The organism is Pseudomonas citronellolis, assembly GCF_900112375.1.
Lineage (GTDB): Bacteria > Pseudomonadota > Gammaproteobacteria > Pseudomonadales > Pseudomonadaceae > Pseudomonas > Pseudomonas citronellolis.
This window is the reverse complement of the sequence record NZ_FOLS01000001.1, coordinates 236875-263266: the sequence shown is the minus strand read 5'-3', so window position 1 is coordinate 263266 and position 26392 is coordinate 236875. Positions and strand designations below refer to the sequence as shown.

Here is a 26392-nt window from a genome sequence, read left to right as displayed (position 1 = left end):
ATCTCGGCCCGCTTTTCGCTCCCCGACTCAAGGGAAAGCGGCACAAACACAACAAAGAACCGCGTACGCGGTAAAGATAAGCTGTTGCTTAGGAGTGGGCTTCCATGATCGACAATTTCTGGAAGGACAAATACCCAGCAGGTATCGCTGCCGAGATCAATGCCGACCAGTACCCGAACATCCTCGCGGTGCTCAAGGAGTCCTGCCAACGCTTTGCCAACAAGCCTGCCTTCAGCAACCTTGGCAAGACCCTGACCTACGGCGAGCTGTACCGCCTCTCCGGTGATTTCGCCGCCTACCTGCAGAACAACACCGACCTGCAGCCGGGCGACCGCATCGCGGTGCAGCTGCCCAACGTCCTGCAATACCCCATCGTGGTGTTCGGCGCCATGCGCGCCGGCCTCATCGTGGTCAACACCAACCCGCTGTACACCGCGCGGGAGATGGAACACCAGTTCAACGACTCCGGCGCCAAGGCGCTGGTGTGCCTGGCCAACATGGCCCACCTGGCCGAGGAAGTGCTGCCGCGCACCGGCATCCGCCACGTGCTCATTACCGAGGTCGCCGACCTGCTGCCGCCGCTCAAGCGCCTGCTGGTCAACGCGGTGGTCAAGTACGTCAAGAAGATGGTCCCGGCCTACCACATCGGCAACGCCGTCAAGCTCAACGACGCCCTGGCCAAGGGCCGCGGCAAGAGCGTGCGCGAATCCTCGCCGAAGGCCGACGACGTGGCCGTGCTGCAGTACACCGGCGGCACCACCGGGGTGGCCAAGGGCGCCATGCTGACGCACCGCAACCTGGTGGCCAACATGCTGCAGTGCAAGGCACTGATGGGCGCCAACCTCAACGAGGGTTGCGAGATCCTCATCGCGCCGCTGCCGCTGTACCACATCTACGCCTTCACCTTCCATTGCATGGCGATGATGCTCACCGGCAACCACAACATCCTGGTGACCAACCCGCGCGACCTGAACGCCTTCTCCAAGGAGCTGGCGCAGTGGAAGTTCACCGGCTTCGTCGGCCTGAACACCCTGTTCGTCGGCCTGTGCAACAACGAGGCGTTCCGCAAGCTGGACTTCTCCAGCCTGAAGCTGACGCTCTCCGGCGGCATGGCCCTGCAACAGGCCGCGGCCGAGCGCTGGAAGGAAGTCACCGGCTGCGCCATCTGCGAAGGCTACGGCATGACCGAGACCAGCCCGGTGGTGTCGGTGAACCCGTTCCAGAACATCCAGATCGGCACCATCGGCATCCCGGTCCCGTCGACCCTGTGCAAGGTCATCGACGACGCCGGCAACGAGCTGCCCCTGGGCGAGCGCGGCGAGCTGTGTGTCAAGGGCCCGCAGGTGATGAAGGGCTACTGGCAGCGCCAGGAAGCCACCGACGAGATCCTCGACGCGGACGGCTGGCTGCGCACCGGCGACGTGGCGATCATCCAGGAAGACGGCTACATGCGCATCGTCGACCGCAAGAAGGACATGATCCTGGTCAGCGGCTTCAACGTGTACCCCAACGAGCTGGAAGACGTCCTCGCCACCCTGCCGGGCGTGCTGCAGTGCGCCGCCATCGGCGTGCCGGACGAGCGCTCCGGCGAGGTGATCAAGGTGTTCGTGGTGCCGCGCCCGGGCGTGACCCTGACCAAGGAGCAGGTGGTCAAGCACATGCATGACAACCTGACCGGGTACAAGCGTCCGAAGTACGTGGAGTTCCGCGAGAGCCTGCCGACCACCAACGTCGGCAAGATCCTCCGTCGCGAATTGCGCGACCAGGAGCTAAAGAAGGCCCAGGCCTGAGCCGATAACAAGAAACCCGCCCCACGGCGGGTTTTTTGATGCCGTCGCCCCTGCCTATGGAGGCTGCCACCGTGATTCCCTCCCTGCGCCTGCGCGCCAAGGTCCTGAGCCTGGCGCTACTCCCGATCCTGATCCTCACCCTGGTGCTCTGCGCCGTGGCCCTGGTGGCCCTGCAGCGGCTGTCCGGCCAGCAGGAAGAACAGATCCGCCAGAGCCTGATCGACGACCGCCAGGTCCAGCTCAAGCAGTTCGTCGACGTCGCCCTGGCGGCGGTCGGCCCGCAGTACCAGGCCGCGGCCGAGGGCGATGCGGCGGCGCGCGAGGCCGGGGTGGCGCTGCTCAAGCGCCTTGCCTACGGCAACGGCGGCTACTTCTGGGGCTACGACACCCGCTCGGTGCGCGTCTTCCAGGGTACCAGCGAAGAGCGCATCGGCGAAGACTTCAGCAGCTTCCGCGACCCCAACGGCGTCTACGCCATCCGCGAGCTGGTGCGCGCCGGCCAGGACGACAGCCACTACGTGCACTACAGCTTCACCCGCCCGGGCAACAGCGCCGTCGTGCCGAAGATCGGCTACGCGCAGTACCTGCCGAAGTGGAACCTGGTGTTCGGCACCTCGCTGAACCTGGACGACATCGAGGAAGACGTGGCCAAGGCCCGCGAACATCTGCACGGGCAGATCAACAGCCTGCTGACGCTGATGATCGGCTCGGCCCTGGCGCTGCTGGTGATCATCGCCCTGGTGGCGGTGCCCACCGGCAACGCCATCGTCCGCCCGCTGCTGCGCGTCAAGGCCAACCTCGACGACATGGCCGCCGGCGACGGCAACCTGACCCACCGCCTGCCGGTGGAAAGCCGCGACGAACTGGGCGAGCTGGCGCAGTCGTTCAACCGCTTCGTCGAGAAGATCCACACCCTGGTGCAGCAGGTGGCCGGCACCACCGGGCAACTGTCCGGGCTGGTCGGCAACGTCGCCCAGCAGGCGCAGCGCTCGGAGCAGGCGATGGCCGGCCAGCGCAGCGAGACCGACCAGGTGGCCACGGCGATCAACGAAATGACCGCCGCCGCCCAGGAAGTGGCGCGCAGCGCCCAGCGCGCCGCCGATGCCGCCCGCGACACCGACCGCGAGGGCCAGGCGGCCAAGCGCGAGGTGGACCTGTGCGTGGCGCAGATCAACGACCTGGCCGGCGAGGTGAGCAGCAGCAGTGAGGCCCTGGACACCCTCAGCCAGGACGTGCGCGGCATCGTCGGCGTGCTGGAAGTGATCCGCTCCATCGCCGAGCAGACCAACCTGCTGGCGCTCAACGCCGCCATCGAGGCGGCGCGGGCCGGCGAGGCCGGGCGCGGCTTCGCGGTGGTCGCCGACGAAGTGCGCGCGCTGGCCAGCCGCACCCAGCAGAGCACCGGCGAGATCCAGCAGATGATCGACCGCCTGCAGGCCACCACCGCCGGCTCCGTGCAGGCCATGCAGCGCGCCAGCGAGATGGCCGGGCGCACCCGCAGCCAGGCCGACCAGGCCGGGCAGTCGCTGGACGCCATGGCCAACCTGATCGGCACCATCAACTCGATGAACGCGCAGATCGCCAGCGCCGCCGAGGAACAGACCGCGGTGGCCGAGGAGATCAACCGCAGCGTGCACCAGATCGCCGACGGCGTGGACCGGGTGGCCGAGGACGCCGTGCAGGGCGCGCGCACTGCCAGCGAGCTGAGCGGCCTGGGCGAGCGCCTGCGCCAGCTGGTCGGCCAGTTCCGCATCTGATCCGCGCCTGAAACCCCGCCGCCACGCACTGGGCGTGGCGACGCGGGGCGTTACTCTGCGACAATCGCGCCTTTGCCCCTTTCCGGAAGCGGCCGCCGCCAGGCGCGCGGCCGCCTCCGGCACAGACGCCAGCGCAGCCGATGACCGACGTAACGCCCAGCCCCGAACAGCTCCTGCAACGCCTCGACCACGCGTTGATCCGCGACCGCCACCGCCTGCGCCGGCAGTTCCACGAACTGCGCAAGCACCCCGACGACGGCAAGCTGGCGCAATGGGTGGAGCGCTTCCAGGCCTCCTGCGCCAAGGTCGAGGCGCGCCGCGCCAGCGTCCCGGCGATCCGCTACGACGACAGCCTGCCGATCGCCGCCAAGCGCGACGAGATCAAGGCCGCGCTGCTGAAGAGCCAGGTGGTGGTGATCGCCGGCGAGACCGGCTCGGGCAAGACCACCCAATTGCCGAAGATCTGCCTGGAGCTGGGTCGCGGCAGCCACGGCCTGATCGGCCACACCCAGCCACGCCGACTGGCCGCGCGCAGCGTCGCAACGCGGGTGGCCGAGGAGATCGGCACGCCGCTGGGCTCGCTGGTGGGCTACCAGGTGCGCTTCGAGGACCAGAGCGACGACAGCACCCTGGTCAAGCTGATGACCGACGGCATCCTGCTGGCCGAGACCCAGCACGACCGCTACCTGGAGCGCTACGACACCATCATCGTCGACGAGGCCCACGAGCGCAGCCTGAACATCGACTTCCTGCTCGGCTTCCTCAAGACCCTGCTGCCGCGCCGGCCGGACCTGAAGCTGATCATCACCTCGGCGACCATCGACCTGGAGCGTTTCTCCAAGCACTTCGGCGATGCGCCTATCGTCGAGGTTTCCGGGCGCACCTACCCGGTGGAAACCTGGTACCGCCCGCTGGCCGCCGAAGTGGACGAGGACGGCGAGGCGCTGTTCGACGACCTCTCGGTGGACGAGGGCATCCTCCGCGCCCTGGACGAAATCGCCGCCCACGAGCGCGAAGTCGGCAAGCGCCCCGGCGACGTGCTGGTGTTCCTCCCCGGCGAACGGGAAATCCGCGATGCCGCGGACATGCTGCGCAAGGCCAACCTGCGCCACACCGAGGTGCTGCCGTTGTACGCGCGGCTGACCCCGGCGGAGCAGCAGAAAATCTTCGCGCCCATGCCGGGACGCAAGATCGTCCTGGCCACCAACGTCGCCGAGACTTCGCTGACGGTGCCGGGCATCCGCTACGTGATCGACAGCGGCACCGCGCGCATCAGCCGCTACAGCTACCGCGCCAAGGTCCAGCGCCTGCCCATCGAGGCCATCTCCCAGGCCAGCGCCAACCAGCGCAAGGGCCGCTGCGGGCGGGTCGAGCCGGGCATCTGCGTGCGCCTGTACAGCGAGGAGGATTTCAACGGCCGGCCGGCCTTCACCGACCCGGAGATCCTGCGCACCAACCTGGCGGCGGTGATCCTGCAGATGCTCCACCTGCGCCTGGGCGACATCGAGGCCTTCCCCTTCATCGAGCCGCCGGACGGCAAGGCGATCAAGGACGGCTTCACCCTGCTGCAGGAACTCTCGGCGGTGAACCGCGAGGGCCAGCTGACCCCGCTGGGCCGCCAGCTGGCGCGCCTGCCGGTGGACCCGCGGCTGGGCCGCATGCTGCTGGAGGCGGCCCACCAGGGCAGCCTGAACGAAGTGCTGACGGTGGCCAGCGCGCTCTCCGTGCAGGACCCGCGCGAACGCCCGATCGAACGCCAGCAGGCCGCCGACCAGGCCCATGCGCAGTGGAAGGACCCGGATTCCGACTTCGCCGCGCTGATCAACCTCTGGCGCGGTTTCGAGGAACAGCGCCAGGCCCTGGGCTCCAACGCCCTGCGCGCCTGGTGCCGGAAGAACTTCCTCAACTATCTGCGCCTGCGCGAATGGCGCGACGCGCACCGCCAGCTCACCCTGATCTGCCGCGAACTCAAACTCCCCTTCGGCAAGGGCGATGCTTCTCGTAGGAGCGAGCTTGCTCGCGAACAACCCAACGCTCCGAAACCCCAGGCCGGCAAAGACGCAAAGAGCGTTCGCGAGCAAGCTCGCTCCTACAAAGACGGGGAGCAGCCCAAGCGCGACATCGACTACGCCGCCGTGCACAAAGCCATCCTCTCCGGCCTGCTCAGCCAGATCGGCCAGAAGTCCGAGGACGGCGACTACCTGGGTGCGCGCCAGCGGCGCTTCTGGGTCCACCCCTCCAGCGTCATCGGGCGTAAGAAGCCGCAGTGGATCATGGCCGCCGAGCTGGTGGAGACCACCAAGCTGTTCGCCCGTATGGTCGCCAAGATCGAGCCGGACTGGCTGGAGCCCCTGGCCGGCCACCTGGTGAAGAAGAACCACCTGGAGCCGCACTGGGAGAAGAAGCGCGGCCAGGTGGTGGCCTACGAGCAGGTGACCCTCTACGGGCTGATCATCGTCGGCCGCCGCGCCGTGCACTATGGCCCCATCGACCCGCCGGTGGCCCGCGAGCTGTTCATCCGCGAGGCCCTGGTGCGCGGCGAGATCAACAGCCGCGCCAGGTGCCTTGCCGCCAACCGCCAGTTGCTGGAAAAGCTCGACGAGCTGGAAGCCAAGGCGCGCCGCCGCGACATCCTCGCCGACGAGGAAACCCTGTTCGCCTACTATGACGCGCGCCTGCCGGCGGACATCTACCAGACCGCCAGCTTCGAGAAGTGGTACGAGCGCGAGCACAAGCAGCAGCCCGACCTGCTGATCATGCGCGAGGAAGACGTGCTGGCCCGCGACGCCAGCGAAGTCACCGCCGGCCTCTACCCGGACCGCCTGCGCCTGGGCGAGCTGCAGCTGCCGCTGACCTACCACTTCGAACCGGGCCACCCGCGCGACGGCGTGACCCTGCGTGTACCGGCGCCGCTGCTGCCGCAGCTTCCCGCCGAGCGCCTGGAATGGCTGGTGCCGGGCCTGCTGGAAGCCAAGTGCGTGGCCCTGGTGCGCAACCTGCCCAAGGCCATCCGCAAGAACTTCGTACCGGTGCCGGACTTCGTCCGCGCCGCGCTGGGCAAGATGACCTTCGCCGAAGGCGCGCTGCCCGGGGCCCTGGGCCGCGAACTGCAACGCATGACCGGCAGCCGCGTGGCCGAGGAAGCCTGGGCCGAGGCCGCCGCGCTGGTGGAAAGCCACCTGCGCATGAACATCGAGGTGGTGGACGCCCGCGGCAAGTTCCTCGGCGAAGGCCGCGACCTCGCTGAACTCACCGCGCGCTTCGCCGAAGCCAGCCAGGCCGCCCTGGCCATTCCCCAGGCCGACAAGCCGCAGAAGCCGGTGGAAGCCAAGGGCTTCGCCGAGGTGGCGGAAAAGGCCCAGCAGAAGATCGCCGGGCTGTCGATGACGGTCTACCCGGCGCTGGTGGAAGAGGGCGGGGTGGTCAAGGAAAACCGCTTCCCGACCCAGGCCGAAGCCGAGTACCAGCATCGTCGCGCCCTGCAGCGCCTGCTGCTACAGCAACTGGCCGAGCCGGCGAAGTTCCTCCGTGGCAAGCTGCCGGGGCAGACCGAGATGGGCCTGCTGTACCGCGAACTGGGCCGCGTCGAGGCGCTGGTGGAAGACATCCTCCTGGCCAGCCTGGACGCCTGCATCCTCGAAGGCGAGGCCAGCCTGCCCCGCGACGGCGCAGCCCTGGCTTCGCTGGCGGAGAAGAAACGCGGTACCTGGACCGAGCACGCCGAACGCATCGCCCGCCTGGTGCTGGACATCCTCAAGCTGTGGCACGGCCTGCAGAAGCGCTTCAAGGGCAAGGTCGACCTGGCCATGACGGTGCCGCTCAACGACGTGAAGGGGCAACTGGCCAACCTGGTCTATCCCGGCTTCGTTCGCGACACCCCGCTGGAATGGCTGAAGGAATACCCGCGCTACCTCAAGGCCGTGGAACAGCGTCTGGACAAGGTCGCCGGGCAGGTCCAGCGCGACCGCGTCTGGAGCGGCGAGATGGCCGGTTACTGGGACCAGTACAAGGCCCGCCAGGCCAAGCACGCCCAGGAGGGCAAGCGCGACCCGGAACTGGTGCTGTACCGCTGGATGCTGGAGGAGTACCGCGTGTCGCTGTTCGCCCAGCAATTGGGGACGAAGGTGCCGGTGTCGGACAAGCGGCTGAGCAAGCAGTGGGGCCAGGTCGAGGCCTGACGCAGGGCTGATCGCTTTTCGTAGGAGCGGACTCCGTCCGCGATGGGCCGAGCCTGCGCACAGAACATCGCGGATAAGCGAGCATGGCTTTTCGTAGGATGGTGTTGAGCGAAGCGATACCCATCACCGCAACCGCATGGGTTTCGCAAGCTCAACCCATCCTACGAAAAGCGCCTCGGCGCGGTCGGCAAGACAGTCGCCCCTACAGGCGTACCGCTCAACCCCGCTCCGGAATCCCCAACCCCCGCTGCACCGCCGGCCGCGCCAGGAACGCCTCCAGCACCCGCTTCACATTGCTGAAGCGCTCGAACTGCACCAAGCCCCCCGCTTCGTAGAAGCCCACCAGGTTGCGCACCCAGGGGAAGATAGCGATGTCGGCAATGCCGTACTCCTGCCCCATCACCCAGTCGCGCCCTTCCAGGCGCTGGTCGAGCACCGCGAGCAGCCGCCGGGACTCTTCCACATAGCGATTCAGCGGCCGCTTGTCCTCGATCTCGCGGCCAGCGAACTTATTGAAGAAGCCCAACTGGCCGAACATCGGCCCGATGCCGCCCATCTGGAACATCAGCCACTGGATCGCCTCATAGCGCCGCGCCGGGTCCTGGGGCAGCAACTGGCCGGTCTTCTCGGCCAGGTAGATGAGGATGGCGCCGGACTCGAACAGCGCCAGCGGCTGGCCGCCGGGGCCGTTGGGGTCGAGGATGGCGGGAATCTTGTTGTTCGGGTTCAGCGAGAGGAATTCCGGGCTGAACTGGTCGTTGCGCTCGAAGCTGACCAGGTGCGGCTCGTAGGCCAGGCCGGTTTCCTCCAGCATGATCGAGACCTTCACCCCGTTGGGCGTGGGCAGCGAGTACAGCTGCAGGACGTCGGGGCGGGTGGCGGGCCATTTGCGGGTGATCGGGAAGTCGGCGAGCGAAGGCATGGGAACTCCGGTCTGAAAGTCGAACGCCCAGCATACGCCGCCGATCGCGCAGGGGGGAGGTGCCAGCGGCGCCGCGAGCCGGTATGGTGCCGTCTCCGATCCACCGCTCAAGGACAGCGCCATGAGCCTGCAAGGCACCTACGATGCGCAGAACATCTTCGCCCAGATCATTCGCGGCGAGGCACCCTGCTACAAACTGTACGAAGACGACGACGTGCTCGCCTTCCTCGACCTCTTCCCGCAGTCCCGCGGCCATGCGCTGGTGGTGCCCAAGCGCAGCGCCGCGCGCAACATCCTCGAAGTCGACCCCGATGCGCTGTGCAAGGTGATGGGCGTGGTGCAGCGCCTGACCCGCGTGATAGTCGAGGAGCTGAACCCCGACGGCGTGCAGGTGGCCCAGTTCAACGGCGCGCCGGCCGGGCAGACGGTGTTCCATATCCACGTGCACATAGTGCCGCGCTACGCCGGCCAGGGCCTGGGCATCCACGCCGCGCAGAAGGCCGACCCCGCCGAGCTGGAGCAGCTGCAGGCGCGCCTGGTGCGGCGTATCAACGGGTAAGGCGGGGAAGGGCGGGGCCGTGGCCCCGCCCGGGCGTCAACGCTGGGCCGGGAGGATGTCGAAGCCTTTGTTGGCGTCGCTGAGGATGCGGAACTGCGCGGTCTCGCCGGCGGCGAGGTCCACCAGCAGTTCGCGGCGCAGCAGGCCCTTGCTGCACAGGCCCTCGCCCTGTTCGTCGGCGCCGATGCCGACGATGTGCTGGCCGGGCGGCAGCTGGAAGCTGGCGGTCTCGCCCACGGCGATGCGCGCGGCCAACTGGCGGTCGATCTTGAAGGCGACCATGCAGCCGCCGCCGAGGAAGCCCAGGTCGCGCTCGACCTCGACCTTGGCGTCGCCCTGGGCCTCCTGCTGGAAGCCTAGCAAACGGTCGGCGGGCACCGGGCCGGTTTCCTTGGCCTGGTAGGACGAGCAGCCGGCCAGGGCCAGCAGGGACAGCGAAGCGATCAGTACGCGCATGGGCGCCCTCCGTGGTTGGGGTTCCTCGAAGGCTAGCGCAGCGGCGATGAAGCTGCCGTGAATTCGCCGTGGCGGCGTTGGTCGCCATGCTTGCACCGTCCGGCGGGCGACGACCGGCTGTCATGCCGGGCGGGCGGACTGGCTAGACTCCATCCACGCGGATGGGCGGTCGTTTCGTCCAGCGCTCCGCCATGCCGGGCGGGGCCAGGGAAAGGTAGCCATGCACGACAAGGCCAAAGCCAATGCGCCGGGGGAGCCGGCGGCCAGCACCAGCGGACTGGACCTGGCCGACCAGCGCCTGCTGATGCGCCTGATCTTCTTCTGCACCGGGCTGACCCTGGGGATCTTCTCGGTGCTCCAGTGCCTCAACGGCAACTACCTGCTGGCGGGCCTGGAGGCGCTGGTCTGCGTGCTGCTGCTCTGGGCCACCTGGCGCCTGGCGCGGGTGCGCGACCTGACGCCGTGGATCTACGCCTACCTGCTGCCCACCTTCTGCTTCCTGGTCTACATCATCATCATGCCGCAGGCCTCGGCCACGGCCTTCGTCTGGCTCTACCTGATGCCGGTGATGGCCTACCTGCTGCTGGGCGCGTGGCGCGGCTTCTTGCTCTCGGTGCCCTTCGTCGGCGTGGCCGCGCTGCTCTACCTGCGCCAGCACCCGCTGCGCCTGGACGCCCCGGGGATGATCGACCTGGGCAACGCCATCCTCTGCGGCCTGCTGATCATGGCCTTCGTGCACATCTACGAAACCCGCCGCGCCCAGGCCCAGCAACTGCTGCAGCGCTTGGCGCTGAGCGACGCGCTGACCGGCGTGGCCAGCCGCGAGGCCTTCCAGCGCGCGGTGCTGCGGTGCCTGGAGGAGTCCCGCGGCAACGGCCAGCGCTGGGTGCTGGTGCTGCTGGACGTGGACCACTTCAAGGACGTCAACGACCGCTGGGGCCACGACGCCGGCGACAAGGCCCTGCAGTACCTCTGCGCCCGGCTGCGCCTGCACCTGCGCGCCGGTGACATGATCGGCCGCCTGGGCGGCGAGGAGTTCGCCCTGCTGCTGCGCAACACCGTCCGCTTCGACGCCGCGCCGCTGGTAGAGCGCCTGCGCACGGACCTGGCGGCCAACCCGCTGCTGTACCGCGGCCATGTCATCCCGCTGTCGGCCACCTTCGGCCTGGCCGAGTGGCCGGTGGACGGCGACGACGCCGAGGCCCTGTACCGTTGCTGCGACCACCGCCTCTACCGCGGCAAGGCCCAGGGGCGCAACCGCCTGGTCTGCGGCGACGGCTAGGCCGGCACCGGGCGCGGCGCCCAGGCCCGCTTCAGGCGCCGGCCCAGGCGCAGCTCCACCCATTCGTAGCTCAGCCAGGACAGCAGCAGGATCGCCGGCAGGCACAGCGCCAGCGTCTGGTACGGGCCCAGGCCCAGGCGCTGGTGCAGCCAGTAGCTGGCCAGCCACAGCACTATCACGTGGACCAGGTACACCGAATAGCTCCAGTCGCCCAGCGCCTTGAGCGGTCGGCAGCCGGCGAACCACGGCTCCAGCGCCACGCAGGCGGCCACCAGCGCCGCGCTGGGCAGGCCCCAGGTCAGCGGGCGCCAGGGATGGTCGGCGGGGAAGTGCAGCAGCACCAGCAGCGCGCCCAGCGCCAGCGGCAGTGCCAGCGATGCCCGCAGGCGCAGCAGGCCGCGGCGGTACAGCTCGGCCAGCAGCAGGCCGAAGAGGAATTCGCAGACGATGGGGTTGCGGTAGAAATTGCTCAGCCACGGCGCCTTCGCCAGCACGCCGCTGACCAGCGCCAGCAGCGCGCCCACCAGCCAGGGGCGCCAGCGTTCGCCCACGGTGAAGGAGAGGGCGAACAGCAGGTAGAAGAGCATTTCGAAGTTCAGCGTCCAGCCCACCGGCAGGATCGGGTAGAAGCCGAAGCCGCCGGGGTTCTGGCTGGGCAGGAACAGCAGCGACAGCAGCAACTGTGGCAGGGCCACGCCGTAGACCGGCATCAGGTTGCCGAAGGCGTAGAGGATCAGCGCGGTGATGGCGGTGTACAGCCAGTAGGCCGGGGCGATGCGCGCGAACCGCTGGGCCAGGAAGGTCAGGCCGGGCAGCTGGCGCCCGGCGCAGGACAGCTGGATGACGAAACCGCTGAGGACGAAGAAGATGTCCACCCCGACCTGGCCGCGGGTAGACAGAAGGCGCCCGCCGAGGCTGTCGGCGCGAAAATCGAAGAACACCTGCATGAAGTGATGGAACACCACCAGCCAGGCGGCCAGGGCCCGCAGCGCCTGAAGGGAAACCAGCATCGCTACCTCTGTGCTTGCCAATGAAAAGGGGCGCCGGCGGGCGCCCCTTTCCTCGACAGCGGTTTTCCCGCCGGGGTTCAGCGCACCTGCCCGGTGGCATGCGGGCATTCGCCCCAAGGGCATTTGCGCAAGAGCGCAGGGCGCTTCCGCCAACTCGCCTGGATGGCCTGGCTATAGCGGCTTTCGGGAATTTCAATCACCGGCCGGTACAAGGTCTGTATGCTGGAAAACTGCGCCGCGGTAGCGGCATTTCCCGGCGATTTGCCGCATAATTGGCGGTTATTCGAGCGCCGCGCAGCGCCGTCGCCGTTGGGCGGTGGAGGATGCCAGCGCGCCACCTTCGATGGCACACTGCCTGGTCATCAGGCCGTGCCCTCAGGCCCTCGCGGGCCGAACCCCTTTTGCAGTGCCGGCCCGCGGGCGGGCACATCGATGCCTAACCATGCTGCCGGGGCCGGCAGCCAGATTGAGAAGAGGATTGACCGTGCATAAAGTCGTGATCAGCGGAACCGGTCTCTATACCCCGCCGTTCAGCATTTCCAACGATGAACTGGTGGAGTCCTTCAATGCCTACGTCCGCCAGTACAACGACCAGCACGCCGAAGCCATCGCCAAGGGCGAACTGGAAGCGCTGAGCGAATCCAGCTCGGCGTTCATCGAGAAGGCCTCCGGCATCAAGAGCCGCTTCGTGGTCGACAAGCAAGGCATCCTCGACCCGCAGCGCATGGTCCCGCGCATCCCCGAGCGCAGCAACGACGACTGGGGCATCCTCTGCGAGATGGCCGTGCACGCCGCCAAGGAGGCGCTGCACCGCGCCGGCCGCAGCGCGGCGGACATCGACGGCGTCATCGTCGCCTGCTCCAACCTGCAGCGCGCCTACCCGGCGGTGGCCATCGAGGTCCAGGCCGCCCTCGGCATCCAGGGCTTCGGCTTCGACATGAACGTCGCCTGCTCCTCGGCCACCTTCGGCCTGCAGGCCGCGGCCAACGCCGTGCAGTTGGGCCAGGCCCGCGCCATCCTGATGGTCAACCCGGAAATCTGCACCGGCCACCTGAACTTCCGCGATCGCGACAGCCACTTCATCTTCGGCGACGCGGCCACCGCGGTGATCGTCGAGCGCGCCGACCAGGCCATCGGCAAGCAGCAGTTCGACATCGTCAGCACCAAGCTGCTGACGCAGTTCTCCAACAACATCCGCAACAACTTCGGCTTCCTCAACCGCGCCGCGGAAGAGGGCATCGGCCAGCGCGACAAGCTGTTCGTCCAGGAAGGCCGCAAGGTGTTCAAGGACGTCTGCCCGATGGTCGCCGAGCTGATCGGCGAGCACCTGGCGCAGAACGACATCCCGGTCGGCGACGTCAAGCGCTTCTGGCTGCACCAGGCCAACCTCAACATGAACCTGCTGATCACCCGCAAGCTGCTCGGCCGCGACGCCGAGGCCCACGAGGCGCCGGTGATCCTCGACACCTACGCCAACACCAGCTCGGCCGGCTCGGTGATCGCCCTGCACAAGTACCACGAGGACCTGCCCGCCGGCTCCATCGGCGTGCTCAGCTCCTTCGGCGCCGGCTATTCCATCGGCAGCGTGATCCTGCGCAAGCGCTGACCGGGTGGGCGAAGCCGACGGCGAACTGCTGGCGCGCCTGCGCGCCGGCGAGGACGCGGCCTTCCGCGAGATGGTCGCGGCCTACCAGGGCGCCATGCGCGCCGTGGCCCTGGCCATCGCCGGCAGTGCCCACGCCGATGAGGTGGTGCAGGACGCCTGGCTCGCCGTGGTGCGCCACCTGGACGGCTTCCAGGGGCGCTCCAGCCTCAAGACCTGGCTGCTGACCGTTACCGCCAACACCGCCAAGAGCAAGCTGCGCCAGGTGCGCCGGGAAGTCTCCCTGGACGACCTGCCGGCGCCCCACGGCAGCATCGACGACAGCCGCTTCGCCGCCGACGGCCACTGGAGCGCCGCGCCCCTGGCCTGGCATTCGGACTCGCCCGAGGCTCTGCTGGCCGAGGACGAACTGCGCGAATGCCTGGAAAAGACCCTGCTGAGCCTGTCGGACCTGCAGCGCAGCGTGGTCCTGCTGCGCGAGCGCCAGGGCCTGGAATTGCAGGAGATCTGTAATCTTCTGTCGCTTTCCCTCTCCAATGTCCGGGTGCTGCTGCACCGCGGGCGGCTGAAGCTGTTCGCCACCCTGGAGCATTTCGAGGAGACCGGCCAATGCTGACCTGCAAGGAACTGGTGGCCCTCTCCAGCGACCTGCTGGACAGCCAGCTCGGCCTGCGCGAGAAACTTGCGGTGCGCCGCCACCTGCTGCTGTGCCGCCACTGCCGGCGCTTCATCCGCCAGATGCGCCTGACCCAGGCGACAGTGCGCCGCCTGCCGGAAGACCGCGACGCCGGCCTGGACCTGCTGGCCGCCCGCCTGGCCGAACTGCGCCGGGACCACTCGCGGCGCTGAGCGCAATCGCGCCGGGATGGCCGGCTATCGCGGACAAGGTCCGCTCCTACGGGGGAGAAATACCGTGCCTCCCGGTAACCTGTAGGAGCGGGCTCTGCCCGCGATTCGCGCGCAGGGCGCGCTCCTACAATGGGAATGGCGCGGGTGGGGCAGCGTAGGAGCGGATCTCATCCGCGAACCGCGCCGATACGTCCGGCTATCGCGGACAAGGTCCGCTCCTACGGGGGGAGGAATACCGTGCTTCCCGGCTACCTTGTAGGAGCGGGCCCTGCCCGCGATATCGCGCGCAGGGCGCGCTCCTACATGGGAATGGCGTGGGTGGGGCAGCGTAGGAGCGGATCTCATCCGCGAACCGCGCCGGAGGTTCCGGCTATCGCGGACAAGGTCCGCTCCTACATGGGAATGGCGCGGGCGGGGAGACACCGTAGGATGGGTCGAGCGAAGCGATACCCATCCTACGAAAGCCCATCGGCCCTGCCCTGGCTCGCCTGCCACGCTTCCAGCCCGCCGGATAGCGCCCAGGCGCGCGGGTAGCCGTGCTTGCGCAGGCGCTCGGCGAGCATGGCCGCGGAGAGTTCGTTGGGGCAGGCGCAATAGATGACCACGTCGGCCTGGCCGAGGCTGTCGGCGAGCCCGTCCAGCGGGGTGTCCAGGGTCATCGGGATGGCGCCGGGGATGCCGTCCTCGCCGGCCTCGGCGCGCACGTCGAGGATCAGCGGGGTGTCGCCCTGGTCCAGGCGTTCGCGCAGTTCCTCGACGCTGATCCTGGGAATCCGCGCGGTGCGTCGCAGCAGGCTGTAGCGCTGCCACAGGCGCCAGGCGATGAACAGCGCGAAGGCCGCCAATAACAACAGCAGGCCGCGGGTGGCGTAGTCGTGCAGCCAGCCGAGCAGGCTGTCGACGGTGTCGCTGAAGATGGCGCCCAGCATTAGCGCCGAGCCCACCCACAGCGCCGAGCCGGCGAAGTCGTAGCCGAGGAAGCGGCGCAGCGGCGTGCCGGTCATGCCGGCCAGGCTGGTGGACAGCGCGCCGGCGCCGGGCAGGAATTTGCTGATCAGCAGCGCGCGCGGGCCGATGCGCAGATACAGGCTCTGGCTCTGGCGGATGCAGCTGTCGCGCGACAGCGACACCCTGCAGATGCTGCGCAGCAGGAAGCCGCCGTAGCGGCGGCCGGCGAAGTACCAGGCGGTGTCGGCGATCAGGCAGGCCAGGGTGGCCACCGCCAGCGCCTCGCCCAGGGACACCCCGTGCCCCTGCAGCGCGAGGGCGCCGGCGACGATCAGCGCCGGGTAGGCCGGAATCGGCAGGCCCAGTTGCTCCAGCAGCACATTGAGGAAGAGCAGGGCGGGGCCGTAGCGTTCGATCAGCGGTTGCAGTTCTTGCATGGAATGGGCGCAGCGGAGGAGGGGGAGGCGACAGCATACTGCCGCTCGTCCGGTGCGTCAGTCCCCGCTGACAGCCGCTGCTTTCAGCCCATGACCGCGTAGTCGAATTTTTCGGAAAAGTTCAGCTGTAACAAAAAGTTTATATCTATGCAGTCGATCTGAAATAACCCCCCGCCAAGATTCCCCGCAACACAGAAGAGCCGCCAAACGGCTGCGCGAGACCATGGGGGCCGCGCCCTGCATGCCAGGCGCTCAGCGTGTTCAACGCTTAAAACACCATAAGGGGAATCCTGATGATCCGTAAGAACTACGCCGGTTTTGCCATGGGCGGCCTGGCGCAGGCCGTGCTCGGCGCCAGCATTGTCGTACCCGCAGTCGCTCACGCCGACTTCATTTCGGACAGCAAGGCCAACGTTGAACTGCGCAACTTCTACTTCAACCGCGATTTCCGCAGCTCCACCCAGGCGCAGCAGAGCAAGCAGGAAGAGTGGGGCCAGGGCTTCATCCTGAAATTCGAGTCGGGCTACACCGACGGCACCATCGGCGTGGGCGTCGACGGTATCGCCGCGCTGGGCCTGAAGCTGGACTCCAGCGCCGACCGCACCGGCACCGGCCTGCTGCCGAAGACCGCCGACGGCGACGCGCCGGACGACTTCAGCAAGGGCGGCGCCACCCTCAAGCTGCGCTACGAGAAGAACACCCTGAAGATGGGCACCCTGACGCCCAAGCTGCCGGTCGTGGTGACCAACGACAGCCGCCTGCTGCCGCAGCTCTTCGTGGGTAGCGCGGTCAACTCCACCCAGCTCGACGGCCTGAACTTCGACGCCGGCCGCCTGAACCAGACCAACCGCCGTGACTCCTCCAACTACGAGGAAATGACCGTCACCACCGGCGGCAAGAAGAACATCACCGTGCGCAGCGGCAACACCACCAACGAGTTCGACTACGCCGGCGCCACCTACAACTGGACCAAGAACTTCAGCACCGGCTACCACTACGGCCAGCTGGACGACTTCTACAAGCAGCACTACCTGACCCTCGGCTGGACCCTGCCGATCGCCGAAGGCCAGTCGCTGAAGTCCGATGTCCGCTGGGCCAAGTCCACCGACGACGGCGGCAGCAACGTCGACAACAAGGCGTTCAACGCCATGGTCACCTACAACCTGGGCTACCACGCCTTCGGCGTCGGCTACCAGAAGATGAGCGGCGACACCGGCTTCGCCTACATCAACGGCACCGACCCCTACCTGGTGAACTACATCCAGATCCTGGACTTCGCCAACAAGGACGAGAAGTCCTGGCAGGCCCGCTACGACTACAACTTCGCCGGCCTCGGCATCCCCGGCCTGACCTTCATGACCCGCTACGTGAAGGGCGACAACGTCGACCTGCTGAACGCCAGCGGCGACGACGGCAAGGAATGGGAACGCGACACCGACATCGCCTACGTCGTCCAGGAAGGCGCGCTCAAGGGCTTCGGCGTCAAGTGGCGCAACGCGACCACCCGCAGCGACTTCGCCCGCAACAGCGCCTCTTCCAACAAGGCCGACGAGAACCGCCTGATCCTCAGCTACACCATGCCGCTGTGGTAATGGCGCTGAAGTAAGACGTCACTCCTATGGTTTGAGCCCCGCCACCTGGCGGGGCTTTTTTTCGTCTGCGGCAAGTGGTAGCGCCGTCGTAGGATGGGTTGAGCGAAGCGATACCCATCACCATGGCCCGATGGGTTTCGCAAGCTCAACCCATCCTACGAAAAGCACCTCGACTCAGTCGGCTGCGGAAACATCCGCGTGGTTTCCTCCATGGACGAAAGCGTCAATCCAGGCTGAGCGCTGCCGTCATTGAGGCGCGGCGGGGCTGGCACCTAACCTGCCGGCACTTCCACCGACCAGGGTTCGCCAGCATGCAGCGCATACATTTCGAGACCGAGCACAACCTGTTCCGCGACGCCTTCGCCGCCTTCCTCGCCAAGGAAGTGGTGCCGCACCAGGAGGCCTGGGAAGAGGCCGGGGTGGTCGACCGCAGCGTCTGGCTGAAGGCCGGCGAGCTGGGCTTCCTGCTGCCCTGGGCCGACGAGGAGTACGGCGGCGCCGGGCTGAAGGACTTCCGCTACGAGCAGATCATGTGCGAGGAGCTGGCGCGCATCAACGAGCCGGGCTTCATGATCCCGCTGCACTCGGCGCTGTGCGGGCCCTACATCGCCGAATACGGCAACGCCGAGCAGAAGGCGCGCTTCCTGCCCGGGATCATCCGCGGCGAGACCATCCTCGCCGTGGCCATGACCGAGCCTTCGGCCGGCTCCGACCTGGCCGGCATGCGCACCACCGCCGTGGACAAGGGCGACCACTACGTCCTCAACGGCTCCAAGGTGTTCATCTCCAACGGCCTGCTGGCCGACCTGGTGATAGTCGCGGCCAAGACCGACCCGAACAACAAGCACGCCATGGGCCTGTTCCTGGTCGAGCGCGGCATGCCCGGCTTCGAGCGCGGGCGCAACCTGAAGAAGCTGGGCATGAAGAGCCAGGACACCGCCGAGCTGTTCTTCAACGACGTGAAGGTGCCCAAGGAGAACCTGCTGGGCGACGCCAAGGGCGGCTTCTACTACCTGATGAACATGCTCGCCCAGGAACGCCTGACCAACGCCTGCGGCGCGGTGGCCGGAGCCGAGGCGGCGCTGCAGGCCACCATCGACTACGTGAAGGAGCGCAAGGCCTTCGACCGGCCCATCGCGCACTTCCAGAACACCCGCTTCAAGCTCGCCGAGATGCGCACCCAGGTGGACGTGGCCCAGGTGTTCACCGACCGTTGCGTGATGGACCACAACCAGAAGAAGCTCAGCCCCGAGGTGGCCGCCGAGGCCAAGCTGTTCACCACCGAACTGCTCGGCAAGGTGGTCGACGAGGGCGTGCAACTGCACGGCGGCTGGGGTTACATGTGGGAATACCCGATCTGCCGGATGTACGCCAACGCGCGCATCCAGCGCATCTTCGCCGGCACCTCGGAGATCATGAAGGAGATCATCAGCCGCGGCATGAAGCTCTGAGGCGCGGCTGCTTCACTGGCTCTGCGCGTTCGCGGGAATGACGGGGAAGGCCCGTTCACGGACAGCGTCTTCCCCGCGAACGCGGGGATCCAGAAAACCACATCCAGGAGTTCCCCATGAAAGGCCCGCTCGCCTCGCTGAAAGTCCTCGACTTCTCCACCCTGCTGCCGGGGCCCTTCGCCTCGCTGCTGCTGGCCGACATGGGCGCCCAGGTGCTGCGGGTGGAATCGCCCACGCGCATGGATCTGGTGCGCGTGCTGCCGCCCCATGACGACGGCGTCTCGGCCAGCCACGCCTACCTCAACCGCAACAAGCGCAGCATCGCCCTGGACCTGAAGCGGCCCGAGGCGGTGGAGGTGGTGAAGCAACTGGTGCGCGAGTACGACATCGTCCTGGAACAGTTCCGTCCCGGCGTCATGGACAAGCTGGGTGTCGGCTACGAGGCGCTCAAGGCCATCAACCCGAAGCTGATCTACGTCTCCATCACCGGCTACGGCCAGACCGGGCCCTACCGCGACCGCGCCGGGCACGACATCAACTACCTGGCCCTGGCCGGTGTTGCCAGCTACACCGGGCGCAAGGACACCGGTCCGCTGCCCCTGGGCGTGCAACTGGCGGATATCGCCGGCGGCTCGTTGCACGGGGTGATGGGCTTGCTCGCTGCAGTCATCCACCGCCAGCAGACCGGCGAAGGCCAGCAGGTGGACGTCAGCATGACCGACTGCGCCTTCAGCCTGAACGGCATGGCCGGTGCCGGCTACCTGGCCTGCGGCGTTGAGCCGGGCATGGAGGCCCAGGCGCTGAACGGCGGCAGCTTCTACGACTACTACCGCACCCGCGACGGCCGCTGGTTCTCCGTCGGCAGCCTGGAGCCGCAGTTCATGCAGCAGTTCTGCGCCGCCATCGGCCGCCCGGAACTGGCCGCGCGCGGCCTGTCGCCCAAGGCCGAGGACCAGCGACTGCTCAAGCGCGAGATCGCCATCGAGTTCGAGAAGCGCGATTTCGCCGACTGGTGCGAACGCTTCGCTGCCGTGGACGCCTGCGTGGAGCCCATGCTGCCGCTGTCCGAAGCGGTGGAGCACCCGCAGATCCAGGCCCGCGGCCTGGTCACCGAAGTGCCCCGCGGCGATGGCCGCAGCCAGCGGCAGATGGCCTGTCCGATCCGCTTCTCCGCCGGCCTGCCGGCACCGAAGCACATAGGCGTGGCGGCGGGGGCGCACAGTGCCGAGGTCCTGGCCGAACTGGGCTATAGCGACGAGCAGGTGGCGGCGCTGAAAGCCGCGGGCGCGGTGGGCTGAAGCTACTCGCGGACCACTTCCCCGGTGAACACCAGGGTGGTGCGGCAGCGCCGGCAGTAGTAGCGGCGGCCCTGGGCCACCAGGTTGTGGCGCTGGGCGGAGAAGGGGAAGTCGGGGTTCTCGTCGCAGCGGCAGCGGTAGATGTAGCGCGTGGCGCGGCGCCGCTTGATCTCGTAGGTGTGGCAGCGGTCCGGCGGCAGGCCGTAGACGCCGCGCATGATCAGCTGCCACTCCTCGCCGTGGGGGCGGATGCGCGGGCCGAACATCTGGTGCGCGATCAGGTGCGCGACCTCGTGGGCCACGGTCTGCTTGAGGAAGTGCTCGCGGTTCTCGCGGTAGAGCTGGGGGTTGAAGCGCAGCAGGTTCTCGTCCAGGTGCGCCACCCCGGCCTTCTGCCCGCGCAGGCGGAAGCTCACTTCCGGACGCGGGAAGCGGCGCTGGAAGAAGCTTTCCGCCAACTGGTAGCAGGCTTCGACACGGGCGTTGAGCTGTTCGGGCATACAGTATTTTCTCCGACGGCTGCCGATTATGCCGGAGCCGCGGGCGTTGTGCAGGCCGCTCGTCTGCCGTGCAGGTTCGGGCAAGTGGCGGGGAGTTCCAGGCAAGGAAGAGCCGGTGTTGTAGGAGCGAGCTTGCTCGCGAAGGGAGTTTGCCGGTGGCGTAGGCGCCATATTCAAGAGCGCCCTCTCCCCAGCCCTCGGCTGCGCGCCCCGCCCTGAAGGGAGAGGGGGCTTGTCCGTACCGGCTGATGGGCATGGTTTCAACCTGTAACTTCGTTTCCGGCTGACACCGAAACATCCGAGCACGCCGAACGGTCCCCTCTCCCTTCAGGGAGAGGGTTAGGGAGAGGGCGCGGACTTCGACAACGCTCCTGGAGCCAAGCCAGAAACCGACCCCCCACAAACGAAAACCGGGCCCCCAGGGCCCGGTCTGCATTCGCCAGTCAAGCCTCAGGTATATTCCGGCCCCACCCCGCTCCCCCAGAGGATCACCGACAGCGCGATCATCGCCACCAGCACCACCAGGCCCACCGCCAGCACCGAGCTGGAGAACAGGAAGCCTTCGTCCTTGGGAATGTTCATGAAGGCCGGGATGCCGACGTAGAGCAGGTAGACCGTGTAGCAGATCGCCGCGGTGCCGATGACCATGCCCAGCCACAGGTGCGGGTAGAGCGCGGCCACGCCGCCGATGAACAGCGGGGTCGCCGTGTAGGCGGCGAACACGATGCACTGGGTCATGCTCGGAGTGGCGTCGTAGGTGCGCGCCATCCAGTGGATGAAGGCGCCCATGACGGCGACGCCGGCGAGCATCGCCACGTAGGTGAGCACGGTGAGCTGGATCGCGCTCGCCGGTGTCAACTTGACCGGCCCTGCGCTGCCCAGCACCCAACCCACCTGGGTGGTGCCAATGTAGGCGCAGATGACCGGGATGGCAGCCAATATCAGCACATGGGTCAGGTACATGTGGCTGATGCTTTCTTCTTCGCCGCGGATTTCCTGCCATTCCTGATCGGGATGGGTGAAGAGCCCCCACACATGATGGATCATCTCGGCAACCTCCTCGTTATTATGCAGGCCGCCTCCCAGCGCCGCGCCGGGGACGCATGGCCAGCGCCTTCCGGTGCCCGTCAGACTCGTGCGACCTTGTGTCGCAGTATAGGAAAGCCCCGAAGGCCGCGTCCTGCCTGGGGTTAGAGCAAATCGGAGCTTCATGGGCGGCTGTAATAGCGCTCGAGAATTTCCATCGCCTTGTTGATCGACTGCAGGCGCGTGGTGCTGCCGCCGCGGTCCGGGTGGTGCTGGCTGACCAACTGGCGGTAGCGCAGCTTGATCAGCGCGTAGTCCACCGGGCCGTCCTCCAGCTCGAACAGGGCCAGCGCGGCGGCCTTCTCGCCGTCGCCCTGCATGCGCGTCCAGAAGCTTTCCAGCAGCTTCTCCACGTCGCGCTCGGTGGTGTCGCGCAGGTTGCTTTCGTCCAGGTAGTAGTCGCGCAGCGGGTCGCTCTCCACCAGGCCCGGCGCGCCGGGTTGCCAGGGCAGCAGGCGGATCTGCAGCGGGCCGATCTGCAGGAAGCCGGCCTCGTCGGCGCAAAGCTCATCGCGCAGGCGGTAGAGGGCGTTGAACACCAGGAAGTGAGTGCGGAACAGCACCAGCTTGTCCAGCAGCGGCAGGTGCGGGACATGGGTGGAATGCCGCGCCTTCAGCTGCTGGATCAGCTGATATTCGGAAAGGCCTTCAGGGGCCTCGCGCAGCAGTTCGAGCAACTGCCCGGCGAGGTCGAGGCGGGCGTCGAGGTCGGGAGTCATGGGCATGAGCCTAGCATCAGGCTACCGATGAAGGCGGGGTGCGCGTAAAATAACCAGCTTTTCGTCTTCCCCCCGGATTCCACAGCACCATGGCCAGCACCCTTTCGGTCAACCAGAACAAACTGCAGAAACGCCTGCGCCGCCAGGTCGGCGAGGCCATCGCCGACTTCAACATGATCGAGGACGGCGACAAGGTCATGGTCTGCCTGTCCGGCGGCAAGGACAGCTACACCCTGCTCGACGTCCTGCTGTACCTGCAGAAAGTCGCGCCGATCAAGTTCGAAATCGTCGCGGTGAACATGGACCAGAAGCAGCCCGGCTTCCCCGAGCACGTGCTGCCGGCGTACCTGGAGTCCATCGGCGTGCAGTACCACATCATCGAGAAGGACACCTATTCGGTGGTGAAGGAGAAGATTCCCGAGGGCAAGACCACCTGCTCGCTGTGCTCGCGCCTGCGCCGCGGCACCCTCTACACCTACGCCGACGAGATCGGCGCGACCAAGATGGCGCTGGGGCACCACCGCGACGACATCCTCGAGACCTTCTTCCTCAACATGTTCTACGGCGGCACCCTCAAGGCCATGCCGCCCAAGCTGCTGTCCGACGACGGCCGCAACGTGGTGATCCGCCCGCTGGCCTACTGCAACGAGAAGGACATCGAGGCCTACTCGGTGCTCAAGGAATTCCCGATCATCCCCTGCAACCTCTGCGGCTCGCAGGAGAACCTGCAGCGCCAGGTGGTCAAGGAAATGCTGCTGGAATGGGAGCGCAAGACCCCCGGCCGCACCGAGATCATGTTCCGCGCCCTGCAGAACGTGGTGCCCTCGCAACTGGCCGACCGCAACCTGTTCGACTTCGCCAGCCTGCGTATCGACGACAACGCCACGCCGCGCTTCGTCGACGTGATGAACCTGTAATAAAGGAAGGGCGATGCGCGACTACCAATGGCTGCACGAATACTGCCTGAACCGCTTCGGCTCGGCGGCGGCGCTGGAAGCGCGCCTGCCGCAGCCCAAGAGTCCGGCCGAACTGGCCGCGGTGAGCGATGACCGCTACCTGTCGCTGATCAGCCTGCGCATCTTCCGCGCCGGCCTCAAGCACAGCCTGGTGGACGCCAAGTGGCCGGCCTTCGAGGAAGTGTTCTTCGGCTTCGACCCGCAGAAGGTGGTGCTCATGGGCGGCGAGCGCCTGGAGAACCTGATGCAGGACACCCGCCTGATCCGCCACCTGGGCAAGCTCAAGAGCGTGCCGCGCAACGCCCAGATGATCCTCGACATCGCCCATGAGCACGGCAGCTTCGGCAAGCTGCTGGCGGACTGGCCGGTGACCGACATCGTCGGCCTGTGGAAGCTGCTGGCCAAGCGCGGCAACCAGCTCGGCGGGCTGTCGGCGCCGCGCTTCCTGCGCATGGCCGGCAAGGACACCTTCATCCCCAGCGACGACGTGGTCGCCGCGCTCAAGGCCCAGGAAATCGTCGACAAGGCGCCCACCAGCCAGAAGGACCTCGCCGCCGTGCAGACCGCCTTCAACACCTGGCACGAACAGAGCGGCCGGCCGCTGTGTCAGCTCTCGATGATGCTGTCGTACACCGTCAACCATTAGAGCCCCAGGCGGCCGCTGCCGACCATCCACAGCGCGGCCAGCGCCAGGGCCAGCACCAGCGCGCCCAGCGCCCGCTCCCCGGCGTTGCCGAAGGCCGCGAGGCCGCGCTGGCGCCGGGCGTGGATGAAGAAGCCCAGCCCCGGGGCGTAGAGAATCATCGACAGCAGCAGGTACTTCAGGCCGGCGGCATACAGCAGCCAGAAGCCATAGAGCGTGCCCAGCGTCGCCATCGCCAGCAGTGCCGGGCTCGGCTGCCGCAGCACGCGCTTGAGGCAGAAACCGGCGCACAGCAGGTAGGGGATCAGCGCCATCGAGGTGGCCAGCTGGATCAGCGCGTTGTAGCCGGAGGCGTTGAGGAAGGCGACCAGCAGCAGCGCCGAGATCAGCGTGTTGGTCAGCCATAGCGCCGGCGCTGGCGTATCCACGTCGTTGGTCCTGCCGAACAGCGCCGGCGCGGTGTGCCCTTCGCCGCGGCTGGCCAGGTAGAGCATCTCCACCGCCAGCATGGTCCAGGCCAGCAGGGCGCCGCCCACCGAAACGATCAGGCCGACGTTGATCAGCGTGGCGCCCCAGGGGCCCACGGCCGCGGCCATCACCTGGGCCATCGACGGGTTCTTCATCTGCGCCAACTCGTGCTGCGGCACCACCCCCAGCGACAGCACCGAGACGCAGACCAGCAACAGCAGAGTGATGACGAAGCCGAGCAGGGTGGCCCGGCTGACGTCGGCCGCGCGCCGCGCGTGGCTGGCATAGACGGTGGCGCTTTCGATGCCGAGGAAGACCCACACGGTGTACAGCATGGTGGTTTCCACCTGGCGGGTGACGCTGCCCAGCGCCGGGCTGCCCCAGAAGTCCAGGCGGAACACCTCGACGCGGAAGGCCAGGGCGACGCAGAGGATGAACAGGGCGATGGGCACCACCTTGGCCAGGGTGACGATGGCGTTGGTGATGGCCGCGTTGTGCACCCCGTGCAGGACGAAGGCGTGCATCAGCCAGAGCACCGCCAGCTCGCCGAGCAGCGCCGGCCAGGTGGTGCCGTCGCCGAAGAAGGCCAGCGCGCCGAACGAGCCCAGGGCGCTGAACAGCACGACGAGGTAGCCGGCGTTGCCGACCCAGGCGGAGATCCAGTAGCCCCAGGCGGCATTGAAGCCCAGGTACTCGCCGAAGCCCTCGCGGGCGTAGCCGTAGACGCCGTCGTCCAGTTCCGGGCAGGTGGTCGACAGCCACTGGAAGACCCGCGTCAGCGTCAGCATGCCGACGAAGGTGATGCCCCAGGCGATGAGAATGGCCCCGGCGCCGGCGCCTTCGGCCATGTTCTGCGGCAGGCTGAAGATACCGCTGCCGATGATGCCGCCCACCACCAGGGCGGTCAGCGCCGGCAGGCCGAGTTTTCCTTTATCCGAAATCGACATCTTGCGCCTCCGAGACGGCAACCGGTGGCGTGGCAGCACTTGCCGCCACGCATGACGCCGACGCAGGGGAGGGGGCCCGCGCCGACGCGACGGGCCAGGAGGCCCGCCGCTGGAGCGGCCGTTCAGAAGCGCAGGGACATGCAGCTGACGCCGCCGTCGATCTTGCGGTACTCGGAGGTGTCGACCTCGATCACCCGGTAGCCGAGGTCGGCGATCTTCTGCCGCGTGCGCGGGTAGCCGGTGGGCATGATCACCCGTTCGTTGACCCAGATGCAGTTGGCCGCGTAGGCCTCCTCCTCGGGGATCTCGACGATGTTCAGGTGCTGGAACTCCGGCTTGTCGATGAACTCGCCGGCGGCCAGCAGGTTGCCGTGCTCCAGGTAGGCCAGCCCGGTCTTCAGGTGCAGCACCTTCTCCAGGCGTACCACCGAGCCGGTGAAGCCGTGCCTGGCGAGGAGGGCGATCATCTGCCGGGCGCCCTCGGCGTTGGTCCGCGCCGATTCACCGATGTAGAAGTGCTCGCCGACCATCATGATGTCGCCGGCTTCCACCGTGCCGGGCGCTTCGATGCGCTCGACCTTGCCCGGATAGAAGCGCTGGATGGTCTCCTCGATGATTGCGGTCTCGCCGCGCCGCGACTCGGCGCCGGGGCGGGTGATGATGGCGCAGCGCGAGGTGCAGAGCACCGGGTCCTCGACGAACACCGAGTCGGGGAAGCTCTCGTCCGGCGGCAACAGGGTGATGTCCACGTCGCAGGTCTGCAGCGCGCGGATGTAGGCGTTGTGCTGCTCCAGGGCCCTGGCGAAGTCCGGTTTGCCCAGGTGGCTGGAGGTCAGGCCGTCGACCAGGCTGCTGGCCGGGGTGCGGGCGATGATGTGCTTGAACATGGCGTTTCCTCTTGCAGGTGGATGCTTGCCGTGTTGCAAGGCGTGCGCCAGGCG

22 protein-coding genes are annotated in these 26392 nt (G+C 67.5%); 13 read left to right on the top strand and 9 right to left on the bottom strand.

What is annotated here, in order from left to right:
* The first annotated feature begins 104 nt into the window (after positions 1-104).
* From fadD1 to hrpA, 3 genes are all read left to right on the top strand, one after another.
* Entirely contained in the window at positions 105-1790 is a 1686-nt protein-coding gene (gene fadD1 / locus BM060_RS01190; protein WP_074976546.1) for a long-chain-fatty-acid--CoA ligase FadD1, read from the top strand.
* Between the two features lie 71 nt (positions 1791-1861).
* The gene (gene ctpM / locus BM060_RS01185; protein WP_074976544.1) at positions 1862-3547 is read left to right on the top strand and encodes a methyl-accepting chemotaxis protein CtpM; all 1686 of its coding nucleotides are present in this window, start codon (positions 1862-1864) and stop codon (positions 3545-3547) included.
* 140 nt (positions 3548-3687) lie between these two features.
* Positions 3688-7725, top strand: a complete 4038-nt coding sequence (gene hrpA / locus BM060_RS01180; protein WP_074976541.1) for an ATP-dependent RNA helicase HrpA — start codon at positions 3688-3690, stop codon at positions 7723-7725.
* A gap of 217 nt (positions 7726-7942) precedes the next feature.
* Here the strand turns inward: hrpA and BM060_RS01175 are convergent, their stop codons facing one another.
* Positions 7943-8647, bottom strand: a complete 705-nt coding sequence (locus tag BM060_RS01175) for a glutathione S-transferase N-terminal domain-containing protein (protein WP_074976539.1) — start codon at positions 8645-8647, stop codon at positions 7943-7945.
* A gap of 121 nt (positions 8648-8768) precedes the next feature.
* Here BM060_RS01175 and BM060_RS01170 point away from each other — a divergent pair, with 121 nt between their 5' ends.
* Entirely contained in the window at positions 8769-9206 is a 438-nt protein-coding gene (locus BM060_RS01170; RefSeq protein WP_074976534.1) for an HIT family protein, read from the top strand.
* 36 nt (positions 9207-9242) lie between these two features.
* Here BM060_RS01170 and BM060_RS01165 read toward each other — a convergent pair whose 3' ends face one another.
* A complete protein-coding gene (locus BM060_RS01165) occupies positions 9243-9662 on the bottom strand; it encodes a 3-isopropylmalate dehydratase (RefSeq protein WP_074976531.1) in 420 nt (139 codons plus the stop codon).
* A gap of 220 nt (positions 9663-9882) precedes the next feature.
* On the opposite strand from BM060_RS01165, the gene BM060_RS01160 reads away from it, so the two are divergent.
* Positions 9883-10944: a GGDEF domain-containing protein gene (locus BM060_RS01160; RefSeq protein WP_074976529.1), complete on the top strand. Its 1062-nt coding sequence runs from the start codon at positions 9883-9885 to the stop codon at positions 10942-10944.
* Here BM060_RS01160 and BM060_RS01155 read toward each other — a convergent pair.
* On the bottom strand, positions 10941-11954 hold the full coding sequence (locus BM060_RS01155; protein ID WP_074976526.1) for an acyltransferase family protein: 1014 nt from the start codon (positions 11952-11954) through the stop codon (positions 10941-10943). The genes BM060_RS01160 and BM060_RS01155 overlap by 4 nt on opposite strands.
* A 484-nt stretch (positions 11955-12438) precedes the next feature.
* Between BM060_RS01155 and BM060_RS01150 the strand changes: the two genes are divergently transcribed.
* The 3 genes from BM060_RS01150 (at position 12439) to BM060_RS01140 (ending at position 14406) form a co-directional block, all read left to right on the top strand.
* A complete protein-coding gene (locus BM060_RS01150) occupies positions 12439-13560 on the top strand; it encodes a beta-ketoacyl-ACP synthase III (protein WP_009618505.1) in 1122 nt (373 codons plus the stop codon).
* A gap of 70 nt (positions 13561-13630) precedes the next feature.
* Entirely contained in the window at positions 13631-14173 is a 543-nt protein-coding gene (locus BM060_RS01145; RefSeq protein ID WP_074976807.1) for an RNA polymerase sigma factor, read from the top strand.
* A complete protein-coding gene (locus BM060_RS01140; protein WP_074976524.1) occupies positions 14167-14406 on the top strand; it encodes an anti-sigma factor family protein in 240 nt (79 codons plus the stop codon). Before BM060_RS01145 ends, BM060_RS01140 begins: the two co-directional genes overlap by 7 nt.
* Positions 14407-14861: 455 nt before the next feature.
* On the opposite strand, the gene BM060_RS01135 is transcribed toward BM060_RS01140, so the two are convergent.
* Positions 14862-15791, bottom strand: coding sequence for a DedA family protein/thiosulfate sulfurtransferase GlpE (locus BM060_RS01135; protein WP_074976522.1), 930 nt, complete (start codon positions 15789-15791; stop codon positions 14862-14864).
* Between the two features lie 293 nt (positions 15792-16084).
* Here BM060_RS01135 and BM060_RS01130 point away from each other — a divergent pair, with 293 nt between their 5' ends.
* The 3 genes from BM060_RS01130 (at position 16085) to BM060_RS01120 (ending at position 20132) form a co-directional block, all read left to right on the top strand.
* Positions 16085-17383, top strand: coding sequence for an OprD family porin (locus BM060_RS01130; RefSeq protein WP_074976520.1), 1299 nt, complete (start codon positions 16085-16087; stop codon positions 17381-17383).
* Positions 17384-17694: 311 nt separating this feature from the next.
* A complete protein-coding gene (locus tag BM060_RS01125; protein WP_074976518.1) occupies positions 17695-18834 on the top strand; it encodes an acyl-CoA dehydrogenase family protein in 1140 nt (379 codons plus the stop codon).
* Between the two features lie 116 nt (positions 18835-18950).
* The gene (locus BM060_RS01120) at positions 18951-20132 is read left to right on the top strand and encodes a CaiB/BaiF CoA transferase family protein (RefSeq protein ID WP_074976517.1); all 1182 of its coding nucleotides are present in this window, start codon (positions 18951-18953) and stop codon (positions 20130-20132) included.
* Between the two features lie 2 nt (positions 20133-20134).
* Here the strand turns inward: BM060_RS01120 and BM060_RS01115 are convergent, their stop codons facing one another.
* The 3 genes from BM060_RS01115 to BM060_RS01105 all read right to left on the bottom strand — a co-directional run bounded on the left by BM060_RS01115 (position 20135) and on the right by BM060_RS01105 (position 22437).
* The gene (locus tag BM060_RS01115) at positions 20135-20632 is read right to left on the bottom strand and encodes a SprT family zinc-dependent metalloprotease (RefSeq protein ID WP_009618490.1); all 498 of its coding nucleotides are present in this window, start codon (positions 20630-20632) and stop codon (positions 20135-20137) included.
* Between the two features lie 450 nt (positions 20633-21082).
* Positions 21083-21679, bottom strand: coding sequence for a Yip1 family protein (locus BM060_RS01110; protein ID WP_074976515.1), 597 nt, complete (start codon positions 21677-21679; stop codon positions 21083-21085).
* A 161-nt stretch (positions 21680-21840) separates the two neighbouring features.
* Positions 21841-22437: a DNA-J related domain-containing protein gene (locus BM060_RS01105; RefSeq protein WP_064585001.1), complete on the bottom strand. Its 597-nt coding sequence runs from the start codon at positions 22435-22437 to the stop codon at positions 21841-21843.
* Positions 22438-22526: 89 nt separating this feature from the next.
* On the opposite strand from BM060_RS01105, the gene ttcA reads away from it, so the two are divergent.
* Together ttcA and BM060_RS01095 are read left to right on the top strand one after the other, a co-directional pair.
* Complete coding sequence (gene ttcA / locus BM060_RS01100) at positions 22527-23354, top strand: tRNA 2-thiocytidine(32) synthetase TtcA (protein ID WP_074976512.1); 828 nt, start codon at positions 22527-22529, stop codon at positions 23352-23354.
* Between the two features lie 13 nt (positions 23355-23367).
* The gene (locus tag BM060_RS01095; RefSeq protein ID WP_074976510.1) at positions 23368-24039 is read left to right on the top strand and encodes a DNA-3-methyladenine glycosylase I; all 672 of its coding nucleotides are present in this window, start codon (positions 23368-23370) and stop codon (positions 24037-24039) included.
* Here the strand turns inward: BM060_RS01095 and BM060_RS01090 are convergent.
* Together BM060_RS01090 and ddaH are read right to left on the bottom strand one after the other, a co-directional pair.
* Complete coding sequence (locus BM060_RS01090) at positions 24036-25451, bottom strand: basic amino acid/polyamine antiporter (protein WP_074976508.1); 1416 nt, start codon at positions 25449-25451, stop codon at positions 24036-24038. The genes BM060_RS01095 and BM060_RS01090 overlap by 4 nt on opposite strands.
* A gap of 122 nt (positions 25452-25573) precedes the next feature.
* Positions 25574-26338: a dimethylargininase gene (ddaH, locus tag BM060_RS01085; RefSeq protein ID WP_074976504.1), complete on the bottom strand. Its 765-nt coding sequence runs from the start codon at positions 26336-26338 to the stop codon at positions 25574-25576.
* Positions 26339-26392 lie beyond the last annotated feature (54 nt).